The organism is Providencia rettgeri (assembly GCF_023205015.1).
Lineage (GTDB): Bacteria > Pseudomonadota > Gammaproteobacteria > Enterobacterales > Enterobacteriaceae > Providencia > Providencia rettgeri_E.
Genome location: NZ_CP096258.1, coordinates 3,127,056 through 3,142,114, shown reverse-complemented (window position 1 = coordinate 3,142,114; position 15,059 = coordinate 3,127,056). Strand labels below are relative to the sequence as shown.

Sequence of the window (15,059 nt, the reverse complement as noted above, 5' to 3'; positions counted from 1 at the left end):
AAAGGTTCCTAATGAAAGCACCAAAAACAGCGAAAAACAAGAAACAAGAAGAAAGCACCAGCTTTGTCCGCTGGCGCTTTATTTTGCTGTGCGGATGCATTGTCTTGGCGTTAGCAGGGTTGCTAACTCGGGTGGCTTATCTGCAAATTATTGCGCCAGAGAAACTGGTGAAAGAAGGCGATATGCGCTCTTTACGAGTGCAAGAAGTTGCAACCTCTCGAGGTATGATCAGCGACCGAGAAGGGCGGCAACTGGCGGTAAGTGTGCCAGTCAATGCTATTTGGGCAGACCCCAAAGAGGTGTTTGAAAAAGGGGGGATCAGCAATGACGAACACTGGAAAGCACTGGCAGACGCACTTGAAATTCCATTAGAACAAATTACGAGCAAAATATCGGCCAATCCAAGAGGCCGTTTTGTGTATTTAGCGCGTCAAGTTAACCCCTCTATTGGCGATTACGTCAAAAAACTAAAAATACCGGGTATTTACTTGCGCAAAGAGTCTCGTCGTTATTACCCATCAGGCCCAGTTACCGCTCACTTATTGGGGGTAACAAATATTGATGGCGAAGGCATTGAAGGCGTTGAAAAAAGCTTTGACCGTTGGTTAAAAGGTGCACCGGGCGAACGTACAGTCCGTAAAGACCGTAATGGGCGAGTAATTGAAACGATTTCGTCTATTGACAGCCAAGCCGCGCATAATTTGACATTAAGTATTGATGAACGAATTCAATCGATTGTTTACCGTGAACTCACACGTGGCGTGCAGGAAAACAAAGCTGAATCGGGTGTGGCAATTTTAGTGGATGTTCATACCGGTGAAATTTTAGCGATGGCGAATAGCCCATCCTACAACCCAAATAACTTAACCGGTACATCAATGGATGCAATGCGTAACCGTGCCATTACGGATATTTACGAACCGGGTTCGACGGTAAAGCCGATGGTGGTTATGAGTGCACTCCATAATAAAATTATCAAAGAAAATACAGTACTTAATACTTATCCGTATCGTATTAGTGGACATGAAATCAAAGATGTTGCCCGGTATGCAGAATTAACAATCACTGGGATTTTACAGAAGTCGAGTAACGTGGGTGTTTCTAAACTGGCGTTAGCGATGCCAGCCACAGAGTTGGTGGATGTGTATAGCCGCTTTGGGTTTGGCAAGCCGACTAATCTGGGGTTAGTCGGGGAAAGTAGTGGCATCTTTCCAAGTAAAAAAACACGGTGGTCTGATTTAGATAGGGCCACCTTTTCTTTTGGCTACGGGCAAATGGTAACACCGTTACAGTTAGCGCGAGCCTACGCAACCATTGGTAGTTTTGGTATTTATCGGCCTCTATCCATCACGAAAGTTGACCCACCAGTGTCAGGAACGCGTGTTTTTCCTGAACCAATCATGCGAACAGTGGTTCATATGATGGAAAGCGTGGCTTTACCCGGAGGCGGGGGAGCACGAGCAGCGATTAAAGGCTACCGTATTGCTATTAAAACAGGGACTGCGAAAAAAGTGGGTCCTGAAGGGCGTTATATTAATAAATATTTGGCTTACGCTGCTGGTGTTGCGCCTGCGAGCAATCCACGCTATGCGTTAGTGGTGCTTATTAATGAGCCAAGCGCGGGTAGTTATTATGGTGGTGCAATATCTGCGCCTGTATTTGGTTCGATTATGGGAGGCGTTTTACGATTGATGAACGTTGAACCCGATGCATTACAACCAAACGAACAAAATGAAATTGTAAATAGTCAAAAAGAGGTTAAAAGTGGCAGATCGTAATCTTTGTGATCTTCTCTCACCCTTTGGTGTGAGCACAACTCCAATCTCACTGCGTGAGATGACGCTAGACAGTCGAAAGGCTGCCGCGGGCGATCTGTTTATTGCAATAAAAGGCCATCAATCGGATGGGCGACACTATATTCCTCAAGCCATTGCGCAAGGGGTTTCTGCTGTGATAGCAGAAGCGGAAGATGAAGCTGTTGAAGGTGAAATCCGTTTCGTTCATGGCGTTCCTGTTATTTATTTAAATGACCTAAATAACCGTTTATCAGCCCTTGCAGGTAAGTTTTATCAGCAGCCATCAGCAAATATGAAACTTGTCGGTGTGACCGGTACTAATGGCAAAACAACTACGACACAATTAATTGCTCAGTGGGCTCAAGGGTTAGGGGAAACTAGCGCTGTAATGGGTACCGTGGGCAATGGTCTATTAGGCCATGTATCACCAAGTGAAAATACGACGGGTTCTGCGGTAGATATCCAACTTGAATTGACCCAATTATTAAACCAAAAAGCAACATTAACCGCGATGGAAGTGTCTTCCCATGGCTTAGTGCAAGGGCGTGTTGCCGATTTACAGTTTGATGCTGCTGTGTTTACTAACTTAAGCCGTGACCACCTTGACTATCACGGTGATATGGAAAGCTATGAAGCCGCGAAATGGCTACTGTTTTCTACGCATAATACAAAATCGCAAATCATTAATGCAGATGATGTTATTGGCTTGAAATGGCTACAACGTTTACCACAAGCCTGCGCTGTTACGATGGAAAACCGTATCCCAGCAAACTGGCAAGGGCCATGGTTGAAGGCCACTGAAGTGGAATACCACGATAAGGGCGCGACCATTCATTTTGACTCCACGTGGGGCAAAGGCGCATTCGAAAGCCCACTGATGGGGGCATTTAATGTCAGCAACTTATTAGTTGCAATGGCAACCTTGCTAATGATGGAGTATCCATTGGATAAACTGCTTGCGGCGGCCTCTTCATTGTCGCCTGTTTGCGGTCGAATGGAAGTGTTCAGTGCACCAAATAAACCGACCGTTGTTGTCGACTATGCACATACCCCAGACGCATTAGAAAAAGCTTTAGCGGCAGCGCGTTTACATTGTAAAGGGCAACTTTGGTGCGTATTTGGGTGCGGTGGTGACCGTGACAAAGGTAAGCGCCCTCTAATGGGAGCAGCCGCGGAAGAGTATGCAGATAAAATCGTTATCACTGACGATAACCCACGCAGCGAAGACCCAATTGATATTATCAACGACATCATGGCGGGCTTATTAGATTCAAGCCGTGCTTTGGCCATTCCGGGTCGCCCAGAAGCCGTGACAAACACTATTTTGCAGGCATCCCCTGATGACATGATTGTGATCGCTGGTAAAGGTCATGAAGATTATCAAATTATTGGCAACCGTAAGTTAGATTACTCAGACCGTCTAACGGTAGCCCGTCTGTTGGGGGTAATCGCATGATCTCGCTAACACTCGCACAACTGGCACAAATTACTCAAGGGCAGGTTGAATTTGCTCCAGATACAACGCTCTTGATCAGCGCAGTGAGTACGGATAGCCGTAAAATTGCTGAAAACAGTCTCTTTATTGCTTTAAAAGGCGAACGCTTCGACGCTCATGATTTTGCACAGCAAGTGGTGGCTGTGGGGGCGAAAGCGTTACTCGTTGAGCGCAAGCTGGACGTGGATTGCCCTCAAGTTATCGTGCGAGACACTCGCATTGCCATGGGGCAGTTAGCGGCATGGGTTCGTCAGCAAAGTAGAGCTCGAATTGTTGGTTTGACGGGCTCTTCAGGCAAAACATCTGTTAAAGAAATGACCGCATCCATTTTATCTGAGCGTGGTAAAACCTTATATACCGCCGGTAATTTAAACAACGATATTGGTGTGCCTTTGACACTGTTTCGTTTAACTCATGATGATGACTTCGCTGTGATAGAAATGGGTGCAAATCACCCAAATGAAATTGCCTATACAACCCATATCGTCAAACCAGAAGCCGCGTTAGTTAACAATTTATTTGCTGCGCACTTAGCGGGCTTTGGTTCACCAGAAGGGGTTGCGACAGCCAAAGGTGAAATTTATCAAGGTGTTCCTGAAGAAGGAACTGCGATTGTTAACCTTGATAGCTACAGTGACAAATGGCAGTTTCAGCCACGCCAAACCGTTTGGTATTACTCGTTAACACAACAAGCAAAAGCAGATTTCTATCCTTCTGATATCCAAGTGAAACAGCTGACAACGGATTTTGTGTTACATACCCCTGTTGGAAGCGTTGATATCACCTTACCATTACCGGGGCTACATAATATCGCGAATGTGTTAGCGGCGAGTGCATTGGCGATTTCAGTGGGTGCTAGCCTAGAAGATATCAAAAACGGCTTAGCAAAAACACAAGCGGTACCAGGGCGTTTATATCCCGTGCGCTTAAGTGAGCACAAAGTGGTATTAGACGACACTTATAATGCCAATGATGGCTCAATGATCGCGGCAATTCATGTCCTCGAAAAAATGCCGGGCTACCGTATCTTGGTGGTGGGGGATATGGGGGAGCTGGGCGATTATGCAGAAGATTGCCATCAGCGTGTTGGTGTTGCCGCTAAGCAGGCTGGTTTAGACAAAGTATTCAGTGTTGGTCAGCTAAGTGAGTTGATCAGCCAATTTAGTGAATGTGGTGAGCATTTCACCGTGAAAGCAGATTTATTAACCCGACTAATTCCGCTAGCGCAGCAGAAGGACGTTGTTTCTATTTTAGTTAAAGGTTCACGCAGCTCCGCGATGGAAGATGTCGTGAATGCATTGAAGGAGTGCTTCGAATGTTAGTCTGGCTTGCCGAAATGTTGGTCCACAAGTTTTCTGTTCTGAACGTCTTCTCTTATTTGACGTTCAGGGCCATTGTCGGTTTGCTAACAGCACTCGCTATTGCATTGTGGATGGGGCCTCATTTAATTGCTTACCTGCAAAAAATGCAAATTGGCCAAGTCGTTCGTAACGAAGGCCCAGAGTCTCATTTTAGTAAACGTGGAACCCCAACTATGGGCGGGTTATTGATTTTATTTTCAATCACCGTTTCAACGTTGCTATGGGCGCGCTTAGACAACCCTTACGTTTGGTGTGTTCTGCTCGTGCTTGTTGGGTATGGCATAGTCGGTTTTGTTGACGACTACCGTAAAGTGGTTCGTAAAGACACGCGTGGTTTAATCGCCCGTTGGAAATATTTCTGGCAATCGGTGATTGCGTTAATTGTTGCCTTTTCCATGTATGCGATTGGTAAAGATACCCCTGCGACGCAATTGGTCGTGCCATTTTTCAAAGATGTGATGCCACAACTGGGCATGCTGTATATTTTGCTGACGTATTTTGTGATTGTTGGAACCAGTAACGCCGTAAACCTCACAGATGGTTTGGATGGCTTAGCTATCATGCCAACGGTATTTGTTGCCGCAGGCTTTGCATTAGTGGCATGGGCAACAGGTAACGTCAACTTTGCCAGCTACTTACATATTCCATTTTTACCCCATGCAGGTGAACTGGTGATTGTCTGTACTGCCATTGTGGGGGCAGGGCTAGGTTTCTTATGGTTTAACACTTATCCAGCGCAAGTGTTTATGGGGGATGTTGGCTCATTGGCACTTGGCGGTGCTCTAGGGACTATTGCGGTATTACTGCGCCAAGAGTTTTTACTGGTGATTATGGGCGGTGTGTTCGTCGTTGAGACACTGTCAGTTATTTTACAAGTCGGTTCATTTAAATTGCGCGGACAACGTATTTTCCGTATGGCACCAATTCACCACCATTATGAATTGAAGGGTTGGCCAGAACCACGTGTTATCGTGCGTTTCTGGATTATCTCATTAATGCTAGTCCTGATTGGGCTGGCAACCTTAAAGGTGCGTTAAGATGGTCGATTATCAGGGTAAGAGCGTAGTCATTATTGGGCTGGGGGTAACCGGCCTATCTTGCGTTCACTTTTTCCTTGCTCGCGGTGTTGTGCCGCGTGTTATGGATACCCGTTCAGTACCACCGGGGGTAGACAAACTCCCGGCAAATGTGGAATGCCACAGTGGTAGCTTAAATAATAGCTGGCTACAGGCCGCCGATTTAATTGTCGCGAGCCCAGGAATTGCGTTGGCAACGCCTCAGTTGCAGCAAGCGGCAGAAAACGGCATCGAAATTGTGGGTGATATCGAACTGTTTTGCCGTGAAGCGGATGCACCGATTGTCGCCATTACAGGTTCAAATGGTAAAAGTACTGTCACATCATTGGTGGGTGAAATGGCGAAAGCCGCGGGTATTTCTGTTGGTGTTGGTGGCAACATTGGTACGCCCGCACTTTCATTACTCAATGCGGGGCATCGTTTATACGTTTTAGAGCTTTCAAGCTTCCAATTAGAAACCACATCAAGCTTAGAAGCGACGGCAGCGACGGTCTTAAATATTAGTGAAGATCATATGGATAGATATCCATTAGGCTTAGAGCAGTACCGTGATGCGAAATTAAAAATTTATCATAATGCCAAAAACTGCATTGTTAACGTGCAAGATGCGCTGACCTTACCTTCGAACCATACATTGGATGAATGCATTAGCTTTGGCTTAAATAGTGGTGACTATTTCTTTGATACTCAAAAACGGGTGTTAGTGGCGAAAGGGAAAGTGCTGTTTGATGTCAACGAAATGCACTTAACGGGTCAACATAATTATCTCAATGGGTTGGCTGCGTTAGCATTGGCAGATGCCGTGAATATTCCTCGCCCAGCGTGCCTTCAAGTATTGAAAGAGTATACGGGGTTAGCACATCGCTTCGAGTTAGTGTTATTCAACAACGGTGTACGCTGGATTAATGACTCTAAAGCCACCAATGTTGGAAGTACGGAAGCCGCGTTAAATGGGTTACATGTGGATGGCAATATCTATTTATTATTGGGCGGTGATGGCAAGTCAGCTGATTTTTCACCACTAAAACAATATGTTGCTGCTGATAACTACCGTCTATACTGCTTTGGCCGTGATGGAAAAACATTAGCTGATATGGCTCCTGAAAAATCTGTCTTAACTGAGACGATGGAACAAAGCTTACGCCAAATTGCACCCCAATTAAAAGCGGGGGACATGGTGTTGTTATCCCCTGCATGTGCCAGTTTGGATCAGTTTAAAAGTTTTGAGCAGCGTGGAACTGTCTTTGCTCAATTAGCCCAGGAGTTAGGTTAATGACGATACCGGGTGCGATGCGTTTAAAAAATTGGGTCATTGGTGAAAAAAATGGCGTGATTTCAGGCTCAACGCTTTACGACCGTACATTAGTGTGGTTGGCATTCGGTTTAGCCGCAGTGGGTTTTATCATGGTCACATCCGCTTCTATGCCTGTTGGCCAGCGCTTAACGGAAGATCCTTTTTATTTCGCTAAGCGCGATGTGGTGTATATCGTTATCGCGTTTATTTTAGCCCTAGTTGTCATGCGTATTCCGATGGCTGTTTGGGAAAAGTATAATTTCGTCTTGTTGATGGTTTCACTTGGCATGCTCGTTGTGGTACTGGTCGCAGGTAGTTCAGTTAACGGAGCATCACGCTGGATAGACGTCGGTTTGGTAAAAATTCAACCGGCAGAAATTTCGAAATTTACGTTATTTTGTTACGTGTCCAGTTATTTAGTGCGCAAGTCTGATGAAGTCAAAACCCGTTTTCTTGGTTTTATCAAGCCGATGTGTATTTTGATTGTTATGGCATCATTGCTTTTACTACAACCTGACTTAGGGACTGTTATCGTACTCGTGGTAACCACTCTCGGTCTGTTGTTTTTAGCGGGAGCAAGGTTAGCGCCATTTATTATTGGTATTGCCGCTTGTGCAGTGGGGGTATTGGCTTTGATTTGGTTCGAGCCGTACCGCTTACGTCGAGTGACGTCATTTTTGAACCCGTGGGATGATCCTTTTGGCAGTGGTTATCAGCTAACCCAATCTTTAATGGCCTTTGGTCGTGGTGAAATGTTTGGGCAAGGCCTTGGTAACTCAGTACAAAAATTAGAATACTTGCCAGAAGCACACACTGACTTTATTTTCTCTGTCTTAGCTGAGGAACTCGGGTACTTTGGCGTGGTATTGGTTTTATTGATGGTCTTCATGTTGGCATTTAGGGCAATGATGATTGGTCGTAGGGCATTGATGTCAAAGCAATTATTTGGTGGTTATTTGGCTTGTTCAATTGGTATTTGGTTTACCTTCCAAGCCTTGGTTAACGTCGGAGCCGCATCAGGTATGTTGCCGACAAAAGGGTTAACATTGCCACTCATTAGTTATGGTGGTTCAAGTTTACTGGTGATGGCTGCCGCCATTGCGATATTACTGAGAATTGATTTTGAAACACGCCTTGAAAAAGCGCAGGCGTTTGTAAGGAGCACTAAATGAGTCAGGCAAAGAAATTACTCGTCATGGCAGGTGGTACCGGAGGGCATGTTTTTCCGGGGTTAGCTGTGGCTCATTATTTGCAGGCTCAAGGGTGGGAAATCCGTTGGTTAGGTACGGCTGACAGAATGGAAGCCACATTAGTCCCTAAGCATGGTATTGATATTGAATTTATTCAAATTTCAGGGCTCAGGGGTAAAGGTATTGCTGCACAACTGGGGGCTCCATGGCGTATTTATAAAGCTATCCGCCAAGCAAGAACGATTATCAAACGTTATCAACCCGATGCGGTATTAGGCATGGGGGGCTATGTTTCAGGTCCCGGTGGTATTGCGGCATGGCAATGCGGTGTACCCGTTGTGCTTCATGAACAAAATGGTATCGCAGGGTTAACGAATAAATGGCTATCTCGAATTGCAAAAAGAGTATTACAAGCCTTTCCAGGCGCATTTCCTAATGCACCCGTTGTTGGGAACCCGGTACGTGAGGATGTTTTAGCACTACCAGCACCCCAAGTGCGCCTAGCAGGCCGAGAAGGCGCTGTACGTGTTTTAGTTGTTGGTGGTAGCCAAGGAGCACGGATTTTGAATCAAGTGATGCCTCTAGTTGCTGAAAAAGTAGGCAAACAGTTAAATATCTGGCATCAAGCGGGAAAAGGCAGTAAGGAATCTACAGAAGCATTGTATAATGAGTATATGCAAGTTTCAGGCAATTCCGAGTATAAAGTTACTGAATTTATTGATGATATGGCGCAAGCTTACGCATGGGCAGATATTGTCGTCTGTCGGTCTGGTGCACTAACAGTCAGTGAAATTGCAGCCGCAGGTTTACCGGCTATTTTTGTTCCTTTTCAACATAAAGACCGTCAGCAGTATTGGAATGCATTACCGCTAGAAAAAGCGGGAGCGGCTAAAATTTTAGAACAGTCACAATTTACCGCAGATGCTGTGGCGAGCTTATTAGCGCAATGGGATAGAAACGAATTACTTTCAATGGCTGAAAAAGCGCATAGCTGTGCAATTACTGATGCAACAGAGCGAGTTGCTGCCGTGATTTGCGAAGTGGCTAAATAATATTAGCCATAATTGATACCGAATTAATTAGAAGCGAAGAAATATAGTGAATACACAACAATTAGCGAAATTAAGAACATCAGTGCCAGAAATGAGAAGAGTCAGGCACATCCATTTTGTCGGCATCGGTGGTGCTGGCATGGGTGGTATCGCTGAAGTGTTGGCAAATGAAGGCTATGAAATTAGTGGTTCAGATTTAGCACCCAATGCAGTGACGCAACAACTAACCGCATTAGGCGCTACGATTTATTTTAATCACCGCCCAGAGAACGTTGAAAATGCGAGTGTTGTCGTCGTATCAACAGCGATTTCAAGCGAGAACCCTGAAATTCAAGCGGCCAACGAATTGCGTATTCCAGTTATTCGCCGTGCAGAAATGTTAGCTGAGTTAATGCGCTACCGTCACGGCATCGCAGTTGCAGGTACCCACGGGAAAACGACTACAACTGCGATGATTTCCGGTATTTACGCACAAGCCGGTTTAGACCCTACATTCGTCAATGGCGGGTTAGTTAAATCAGCAGGCACACACGCCCGTTTAGGTAGTAGCCGCTACTTGATTGCGGAAGCTGATGAAAGCGATGCTTCGTTCTTACATTTACAACCGTTAGTTGCCGTTGTGACCAATATCGAAGCCGACCATATGGACACTTACCAAGGCGATTTCGATAATTTAACGAATACGTTCATTAATTTCTTGCACAATCTGCCATTTTACGGGCGTGCAGTGATGTGTATTGATGACCCCGTGATCCGCTCGTTACTACCCAAAATTGGTCGTTATATAACCACGTATGGTTTTAGTGAAGACGCTGATGTGCGTATCACCCAATATGAGCAAAAAGGGAATCAAGGCTTTTTCACCATTGCTCGTGAAAATATGCCAGAACTGACAGTAGTGCTAAATGCACCGGGGCGTCACAATGCCCTCAATGCGACGGCAGCCGTTGCTGTTGCAACTGAAGAAGGTATTGATGACCTTCATATTTTATCTGCACTAGTTGAATTTCAAGGTACGGGGCGTCGCTTTGATTTCCTAGGAAATTTCCCTCTGCGTAATGTGAATGGTAAAGAGGGGGAAGTGATGCTAGTCGATGACTATGGTCACCACCCAACGGAAGTTGACGCAACGATTAAAGCTGCGAGAGCAGGTTGGCCAGATAAACGCATTGTTATGGTGTTTCAACCGCATCGTTATACTCGTACTCGTGACTTATACGATGATTTTGTTAATGTTTTAGGGCAAGTAGATGTGCTGCTAATGTTAGATGTATATTCAGCGGGCGAAAAGCATGTACCGGGTGCAGATAGCCGCTCATTATGCAGAACAATTCGTGGTCGCGGTCAGATTGATCCTATTTATGTCGCAGATACTGAACAAATTCCACATATTTTAGCTCAAACTCTTGATGAAAATGATTTAATTTTAGTTCAAGGCGCAGGAAATATTGGTAAAATAGCGAAAAGTCTGGCTGAAGCAAAATTACAGCCACCGATGGTTGAGGAATAAAAATGACAGAGAAAGTTGCGGTTCTATTAGGGGGCTCATCCGCTGAACGTGAGGTTTCACTTCAGTCAGGAAATGCCGTGCTGGCGGGGTTACGTCAAGCAGGCATTGATGCTCATCCTATTGACCCCCAAGACTTCCCTGTAGAAACATTGAAAGATGCAGGTTTCAACAAAGTTTTTATTGCGTTACATGGCCGCGGTGGTGAAGACGGGACATTGCAAGGGCTGCTAGAAACATTAAATCTGCCTTATACCGGCAGTGGTGTCATGGCTTCAGCGCTGAGCATGGATAAGTTGAGAACAAAACAATTATGGCAAGGTGCAGGGTTAAGTGTATCGCCATATGTTTCCTTAACAAAGCAGCAGTATAAGCAGGCTTCTTGTGAGCAAATTGTTGCTAAAGTTCAATTGCTAGGGTTACCGCTCATTGTGAAGCCGAGTTTAGAAGGCTCCAGTGTTGGCATGAGTAAAGTTGATAGCTTAGAGACACTGACCGCTGCATTGGAACTCGCCTTTCAATTTGATGAAACATTGTTAATTGAAAAATGGTTGAGTGGCCCGGAGTTTACGGTTGCAGTGTTGGGAGATAACACGCTGCCGTCAGTTCGTATCCAACCACCTGGCATTTTTTATGATTACGAAGCGAAATATTTATCTGATGAAACTCAATATTTTTGCCCTAGTGGTTTAGGTGAACAGCTCGAATCTAAACTCGCAGACTTAGCGCTGAAAGCATACCAAGCCGTTGGCTGCGAAGGTTGGGGGCGAGTTGATGTAATGCAAGATAACGATGGTCAATTTTATCTGCTGGAAGTTAATACATCGCCAGGTATGACAAGCCATAGCTTAGTACCGATGGCCGCTCGTCAAGCAGGTATGAGTTTTTCACAGTTAGTTGTGCAAATTTTGAAATTGGCTCGTTGATATGTCACAAGCAGCATTAAACGTTAGGCATAATCAGAAGAACGACGAGGATCCGCGTTCAGGACCCAGTAATGGTGCGTTTTTAGGTGGGTTATTTTTCTTTCTATTTGTTGTCGGCACTATCATCTGGAGCGGTTGGATGGTGATGACTTGGATGAAAGATGCTGACAGGCTGCCGATGTCTAAATTGGTGTTAACGGGTGAGCGTCATTACACCAAAAATGATGATGTCAGAAAGGCTATTTTAGCGTTAGGGCAGCCAGGGACGTTTATGACCGTCGATGTCAACGCTATCCAGAACCAAATAAGTATGTTGCCATGGGTACGTCAAGTGACAGTGCGTAAACAATGGCCAGATGAATTGAAAATTCATATTGTTGAATACCGCCCATTCGCTAGGTGGAATGATCAAAACATGGTGGATGAGCAAGGCCGAGTATTTAATTTGCCGGTTAGCGAAAATGGTAAAGGGGATTATGTGTTGCTTTATGGCCCACAAGGTAGCCAGAAAGAGGTTCTCAAAGAATATTCTGTCTTTAAGAACACATTAGCGGCACATAACCTAAAGCTAAAATCACTATCGATGACAGCCAGACACGCATGGCAAATTATTTTAGACAACGATGTTAGAATTGAATTAGGTAAGAAAGATGTGTCAGAGCGGTTAAATAGGTTCCTTGAACTGTATCCGCTTTTGCAGCAAACAACGGATAAACGCGTTGACTATGTTGACTTACGTTATTCCAATGGTGCTGCGGTGGGCTGGGCACCACTATTGGTTGATGCTCCACCGGAGTTACAATAAAAACGATGACTAATAACAAAAATTAGGCAGAAAAAATGATTAAAGCAACGGACAGAAAATTAGTGGTAGGCCTTGAAATTGGAACTTCCAAGGTATCAGCCCTTGTTGGCGAAATTCTGCCCGATGGTATGGTTAATATTATTGGGGTGGGAAGTTGTCCATCTCGTGGAATGGACAAAGGTGGCGTAAACGATCTTGAATCAGTGGTAAAATGTGTACAAAGAGCCATTGACCAAGCAGAACTGATGGCCGACTGCCAAATTTCATCGGTTTACCTTGCACTATCGGGTAAACACGTCAGTTGCCAAAATGAAATTGGTATGGTGCCAGTTTCAGAAGAAGAAGTGACGCAAGAAGATGTTGACAGTGTTGTGCATACAGCAAAATCGGTGCGTGTTCGTGATGAACACAGAATTTTGCACGTGATCCCGCAAGAATTTGCAATAGATTACCAAGAAGGGATCAAAAACCCAGTTGGTTTATCGGGTGTACGTATGCAAGCTAAAGTTCATTTGATCACCTGCCATAACGATATGGCGAAGAATATCGTCAAAGCCGTTGAACGTTGTGGGTTAAAAGTTGATCAGCTTATTTTTGCCGGTCTCGCTGCAAGTTATAGCGTTTTAACGGAAGATGAGCGTGAATTAGGTGTATGTGTCGTCGATATCGGTGGCGGTACAATGGATATGGCGGTTTATACTGGTGGCGCTTTGCGCCATACGAAAGTGATCCCATATGCAGGCAATGTGGTAACAAGTGACATCGCGTATGCGTTTGGAACACCGCCAAGTGATGCCGAAGCCATTAAAGTCCGTCATGGCTGTGCGGTCGGTTCTATTGTTAGTAAAGATGAAACTGTCGAAGTGCCAAGTGTTGGTGGGCGACCACCACGAAGTTTACAGCGTCAAACCTTAGCAGAAGTTATCGAGCCACGGTATACTGAGCTGTTAAACTTAGTAAATGAAGAAATTTTAAATTTACAGGAACAGTTGCGTCAACAAGGTGTCAAACACCATTTGGCAGCTGGGATCGTGTTGACGGGTGGAGCCGCACAAATTGATGGTCTAGTCGAATGTGCGCAAAAAGTGTTCCATACGCAAGTGCGAATTGGTACACCGCTCAACATTACAGGGTTAACGGATTATGCGCAGGAGCCATATTACTCAACAGCAGTAGGGCTTCTGCATTACGGTAAAGAAAGCCACTTAGGCGATGATACCGAAGTAGAAAAACGTGCATCAGTTAGCGGGTGGTTTAGTAAAATAACCAGTTGGCTGAGAAAAGAATTTTAATTTTGATAAAGAAGCATATTATTAGCTTCGAAAGTAGTAAGCACAAAACGGAGAGACATTATGTTTGAACCAATGGAGCTAACCAACGATGCGGTGATTAAAGTCATCGGCGTTGGCGGCGGCGGCGGAAATGCCGTTGAACACATGGTGCGTGAACGTATTGAAGGCGTCGAATTCTTCGCTGTCAATACAGATGCACAAGCGCTGCGTAAAACCGCAGTTGGACAAACTATCCAGATCGGTACAGGTATAACCAAAGGTCTGGGTGCAGGTGCAAACCCTGAAGTTGGCCGTAATGCCGCTGAAGAAGACCGTGAGGCGCTGCGTAATGCTTTAGATGGCGCGGATATGGTCTTTATCGCAGCAGGTATGGGCGGCGGTACAGGGACTGGTGCAGCGCCGGTCGTTGCCGAGGTTGCCAAAGAATTGGGTATTCTGACAGTTGCTGTTGTGACTAAGCCTTTCAATTTCGAAGGTAAAAAGCGCATGGCATTCGCAGAAGCAGGTATCACTGAGTTGTCAAAACATGTTGACTCATTGATCACTATCCCAAATGATAAATTATTAAAAGTACTTGGTCGTGGTATCTCATTACTGGATGCTTTCGGTGCGGCAAATGACGTACTAAAAGGTGCAGTACAAGGTATCGCTGAACTGATTACTCGCCCAGGTTTAATGAACGTAGACTTTGCTGACGTACGTACTGTGATGTCAGAAATGGGCTACGCGATGATGGGGTCAGGTGTTGCTCGAGGTGAAGATAGAGCAGAAGAAGCGGCAGAAATGGCTATTTCTAGTCCACTTCTTGAAGATATCGACCTGTCTGGTGCACGTGGTGTATTAGTTAACATCACGGCTGGCTTCGACCTGCGTTTAGATGAGTTTGAAACGGTAGGTAACACTATTCGTGCCTTCGCATCTGATAATGCAACAGTGGTAATCGGTACATCTCTTGACCCAGAAATGCACGAAGAACTGCGTGTCACTGTTGTTGCTACAGGTATTGGTATGGACAAACGTCCAGAAATTACTTTAGTTAGCAACAAAATGTCTCAGCAGGCGTCAATGGAGCAACGCTATCAGCAAATGCAAAATAGCATGTCTTCATTAACAGAAGAGAAACCAGCTGCTAAAGCAGTTAACGACCAAAATACGCAAACAAACAAAGAACCAGATTATCTTGATATTCCTGCGTTCTTGCGTAAGCAGGCCGATTAATTTTATTTATATTGGTTTCTCCGCTTTTTGTGCTAAAATTTCCTACT

12 protein-coding genes are annotated in these 15,059 nt (G+C 45.0%); all 12 read left to right on the top strand.

The features are described 5' to 3' along the window. Window positions 1–11: 11 nt before the first annotated feature. The 12 genes from ftsI to ftsZ are packed head-to-tail and all read left to right on the top strand — an operon-like array spanning window position 12 to window position 15,012. A complete protein-coding gene (gene ftsI / locus M0M83_RS14355; RefSeq protein WP_248466800.1) occupies window positions 12–1,778 on the top strand; it encodes a peptidoglycan glycosyltransferase FtsI in 1,767 nt (588 codons plus the stop codon). Further along, window positions 1,765–3,252 carry a UDP-N-acetylmuramoyl-L-alanyl-D-glutamate--2,6-diaminopimelate ligase gene (murE, locus tag M0M83_RS14350; protein WP_125891420.1) on the top strand — a complete coding sequence of 496 codons (1,488 nt, stop codon included), beginning with the start codon at window positions 1,765–1,767 and terminating at the stop codon, window positions 3,250–3,252. Before ftsI ends, murE begins: the two co-directional genes overlap by 14 nt. After that, complete coding sequence (gene murF, locus M0M83_RS14345) at window positions 3,249–4,613, top strand: UDP-N-acetylmuramoyl-tripeptide--D-alanyl-D-alanine ligase (RefSeq protein ID WP_213914488.1); 1,365 nt, start codon at window positions 3,249–3,251, stop codon at window positions 4,611–4,613. The genes murE and murF overlap by 4 nt, the downstream gene beginning before the upstream one ends. Next, window positions 4,607–5,689, top strand: a complete 1,083-nt coding sequence (gene mraY, locus M0M83_RS14340) for a phospho-N-acetylmuramoyl-pentapeptide-transferase (RefSeq protein ID WP_004262035.1) — start codon at window positions 4,607–4,609, stop codon at window positions 5,687–5,689. Before murF ends, mraY begins: the two co-directional genes overlap by 7 nt. A gap of 1 nt (window position 5,690) precedes the next feature. Beyond that, window positions 5,691–7,001: a UDP-N-acetylmuramoyl-L-alanine--D-glutamate ligase gene (gene murD, locus M0M83_RS14335; protein WP_248466799.1), complete on the top strand. Its 1,311-nt coding sequence runs from the start codon at window positions 5,691–5,693 to the stop codon at window positions 6,999–7,001. Next, complete coding sequence (gene ftsW / locus M0M83_RS14330) at window positions 7,001–8,194, top strand: cell division protein FtsW (protein ID WP_125891417.1); 1,194 nt, start codon at window positions 7,001–7,003, stop codon at window positions 8,192–8,194. The genes murD and ftsW overlap by 1 nt, the downstream gene beginning before the upstream one ends. Beyond that, the gene (gene murG, locus M0M83_RS14325; RefSeq protein WP_248466798.1) at window positions 8,191–9,264 is read left to right on the top strand and encodes an undecaprenyldiphospho-muramoylpentapeptide beta-N-acetylglucosaminyltransferase; all 1,074 of its coding nucleotides are present in this window, start codon (window positions 8,191–8,193) and stop codon (window positions 9,262–9,264) included. The genes ftsW and murG overlap by 4 nt, the downstream gene beginning before the upstream one ends. A gap of 46 nt (window positions 9,265–9,310) precedes the next feature. After that, window positions 9,311–10,774 (top strand): UDP-N-acetylmuramate--L-alanine ligase, encoded by a 1,464-nt coding sequence (gene murC / locus M0M83_RS14320; RefSeq protein WP_125891415.1) that lies wholly within the window; start codon window positions 9,311–9,313, stop codon window positions 10,772–10,774. Between the two features lie 2 nt (window positions 10,775–10,776). After that, a complete protein-coding gene (locus M0M83_RS14315) occupies window positions 10,777–11,697 on the top strand; it encodes a D-alanine--D-alanine ligase (protein WP_248466797.1) in 921 nt (306 codons plus the stop codon). Window position 11,698: 1 nt separating this feature from the next. Continuing rightward, window positions 11,699–12,502: a cell division protein FtsQ gene (ftsQ, locus tag M0M83_RS14310; RefSeq protein ID WP_125891413.1), complete on the top strand. Its 804-nt coding sequence runs from the start codon at window positions 11,699–11,701 to the stop codon at window positions 12,500–12,502. Window positions 12,503–12,537: 35 nt separating this feature from the next. Continuing rightward, complete coding sequence (ftsA, locus tag M0M83_RS14305; protein ID WP_004262024.1) at window positions 12,538–13,794, top strand: cell division protein FtsA; 1,257 nt, start codon at window positions 12,538–12,540, stop codon at window positions 13,792–13,794. Between the two features lie 60 nt (window positions 13,795–13,854). Beyond that, window positions 13,855–15,012: a cell division protein FtsZ gene (ftsZ, locus tag M0M83_RS14300; RefSeq protein ID WP_004262022.1), complete on the top strand. Its 1,158-nt coding sequence runs from the start codon at window positions 13,855–13,857 to the stop codon at window positions 15,010–15,012. Window positions 15,013–15,059 lie beyond the last annotated feature (47 nt).

Bases quoted from the DNA above. Each gene is read 5' to 3' on its own strand.
- M0M83_RS14315 (WP_248466797.1), top strand. From the start codon at position 10,777: ATGACAGAGAAAGTTGCGGTTCTATTAGGGGGCTCATCCGCTGAACGT.
- murF (WP_213914488.1), top strand. From the start codon at position 3,249: ATGATCTCGCTAACACTCGCACAACTGGCACAAATTACTCAAGGGCAG.
- ftsW (WP_125891417.1), top strand. From the start codon at position 7,001: ATGACGATACCGGGTGCGATGCGTTTAAAAAATTGGGTCATTGGTGAA.
- ftsQ (WP_125891413.1), top strand. From the start codon at position 11,699: ATGTCACAAGCAGCATTAAACGTTAGGCATAATCAGAAGAACGACGAG.
- mraY (WP_004262035.1), top strand. From the start codon at position 4,607: ATGTTAGTCTGGCTTGCCGAAATGTTGGTCCACAAGTTTTCTGTTCTG.
- ftsA (WP_004262024.1), top strand. From the start codon at position 12,538: ATGATTAAAGCAACGGACAGAAAATTAGTGGTAGGCCTTGAAATTGGA.
- murG (WP_248466798.1), top strand. From the start codon at position 8,191: ATGAGTCAGGCAAAGAAATTACTCGTCATGGCAGGTGGTACCGGAGGG.
- ftsZ (WP_004262022.1), top strand. From the start codon at position 13,855: ATGTTTGAACCAATGGAGCTAACCAACGATGCGGTGATTAAAGTCATC.
- murD (WP_248466799.1), top strand. From the start codon at position 5,691: ATGGTCGATTATCAGGGTAAGAGCGTAGTCATTATTGGGCTGGGGGTA.
- ftsI (WP_248466800.1), top strand. From the start codon at position 12: ATGAAAGCACCAAAAACAGCGAAAAACAAGAAACAAGAAGAAAGCACC.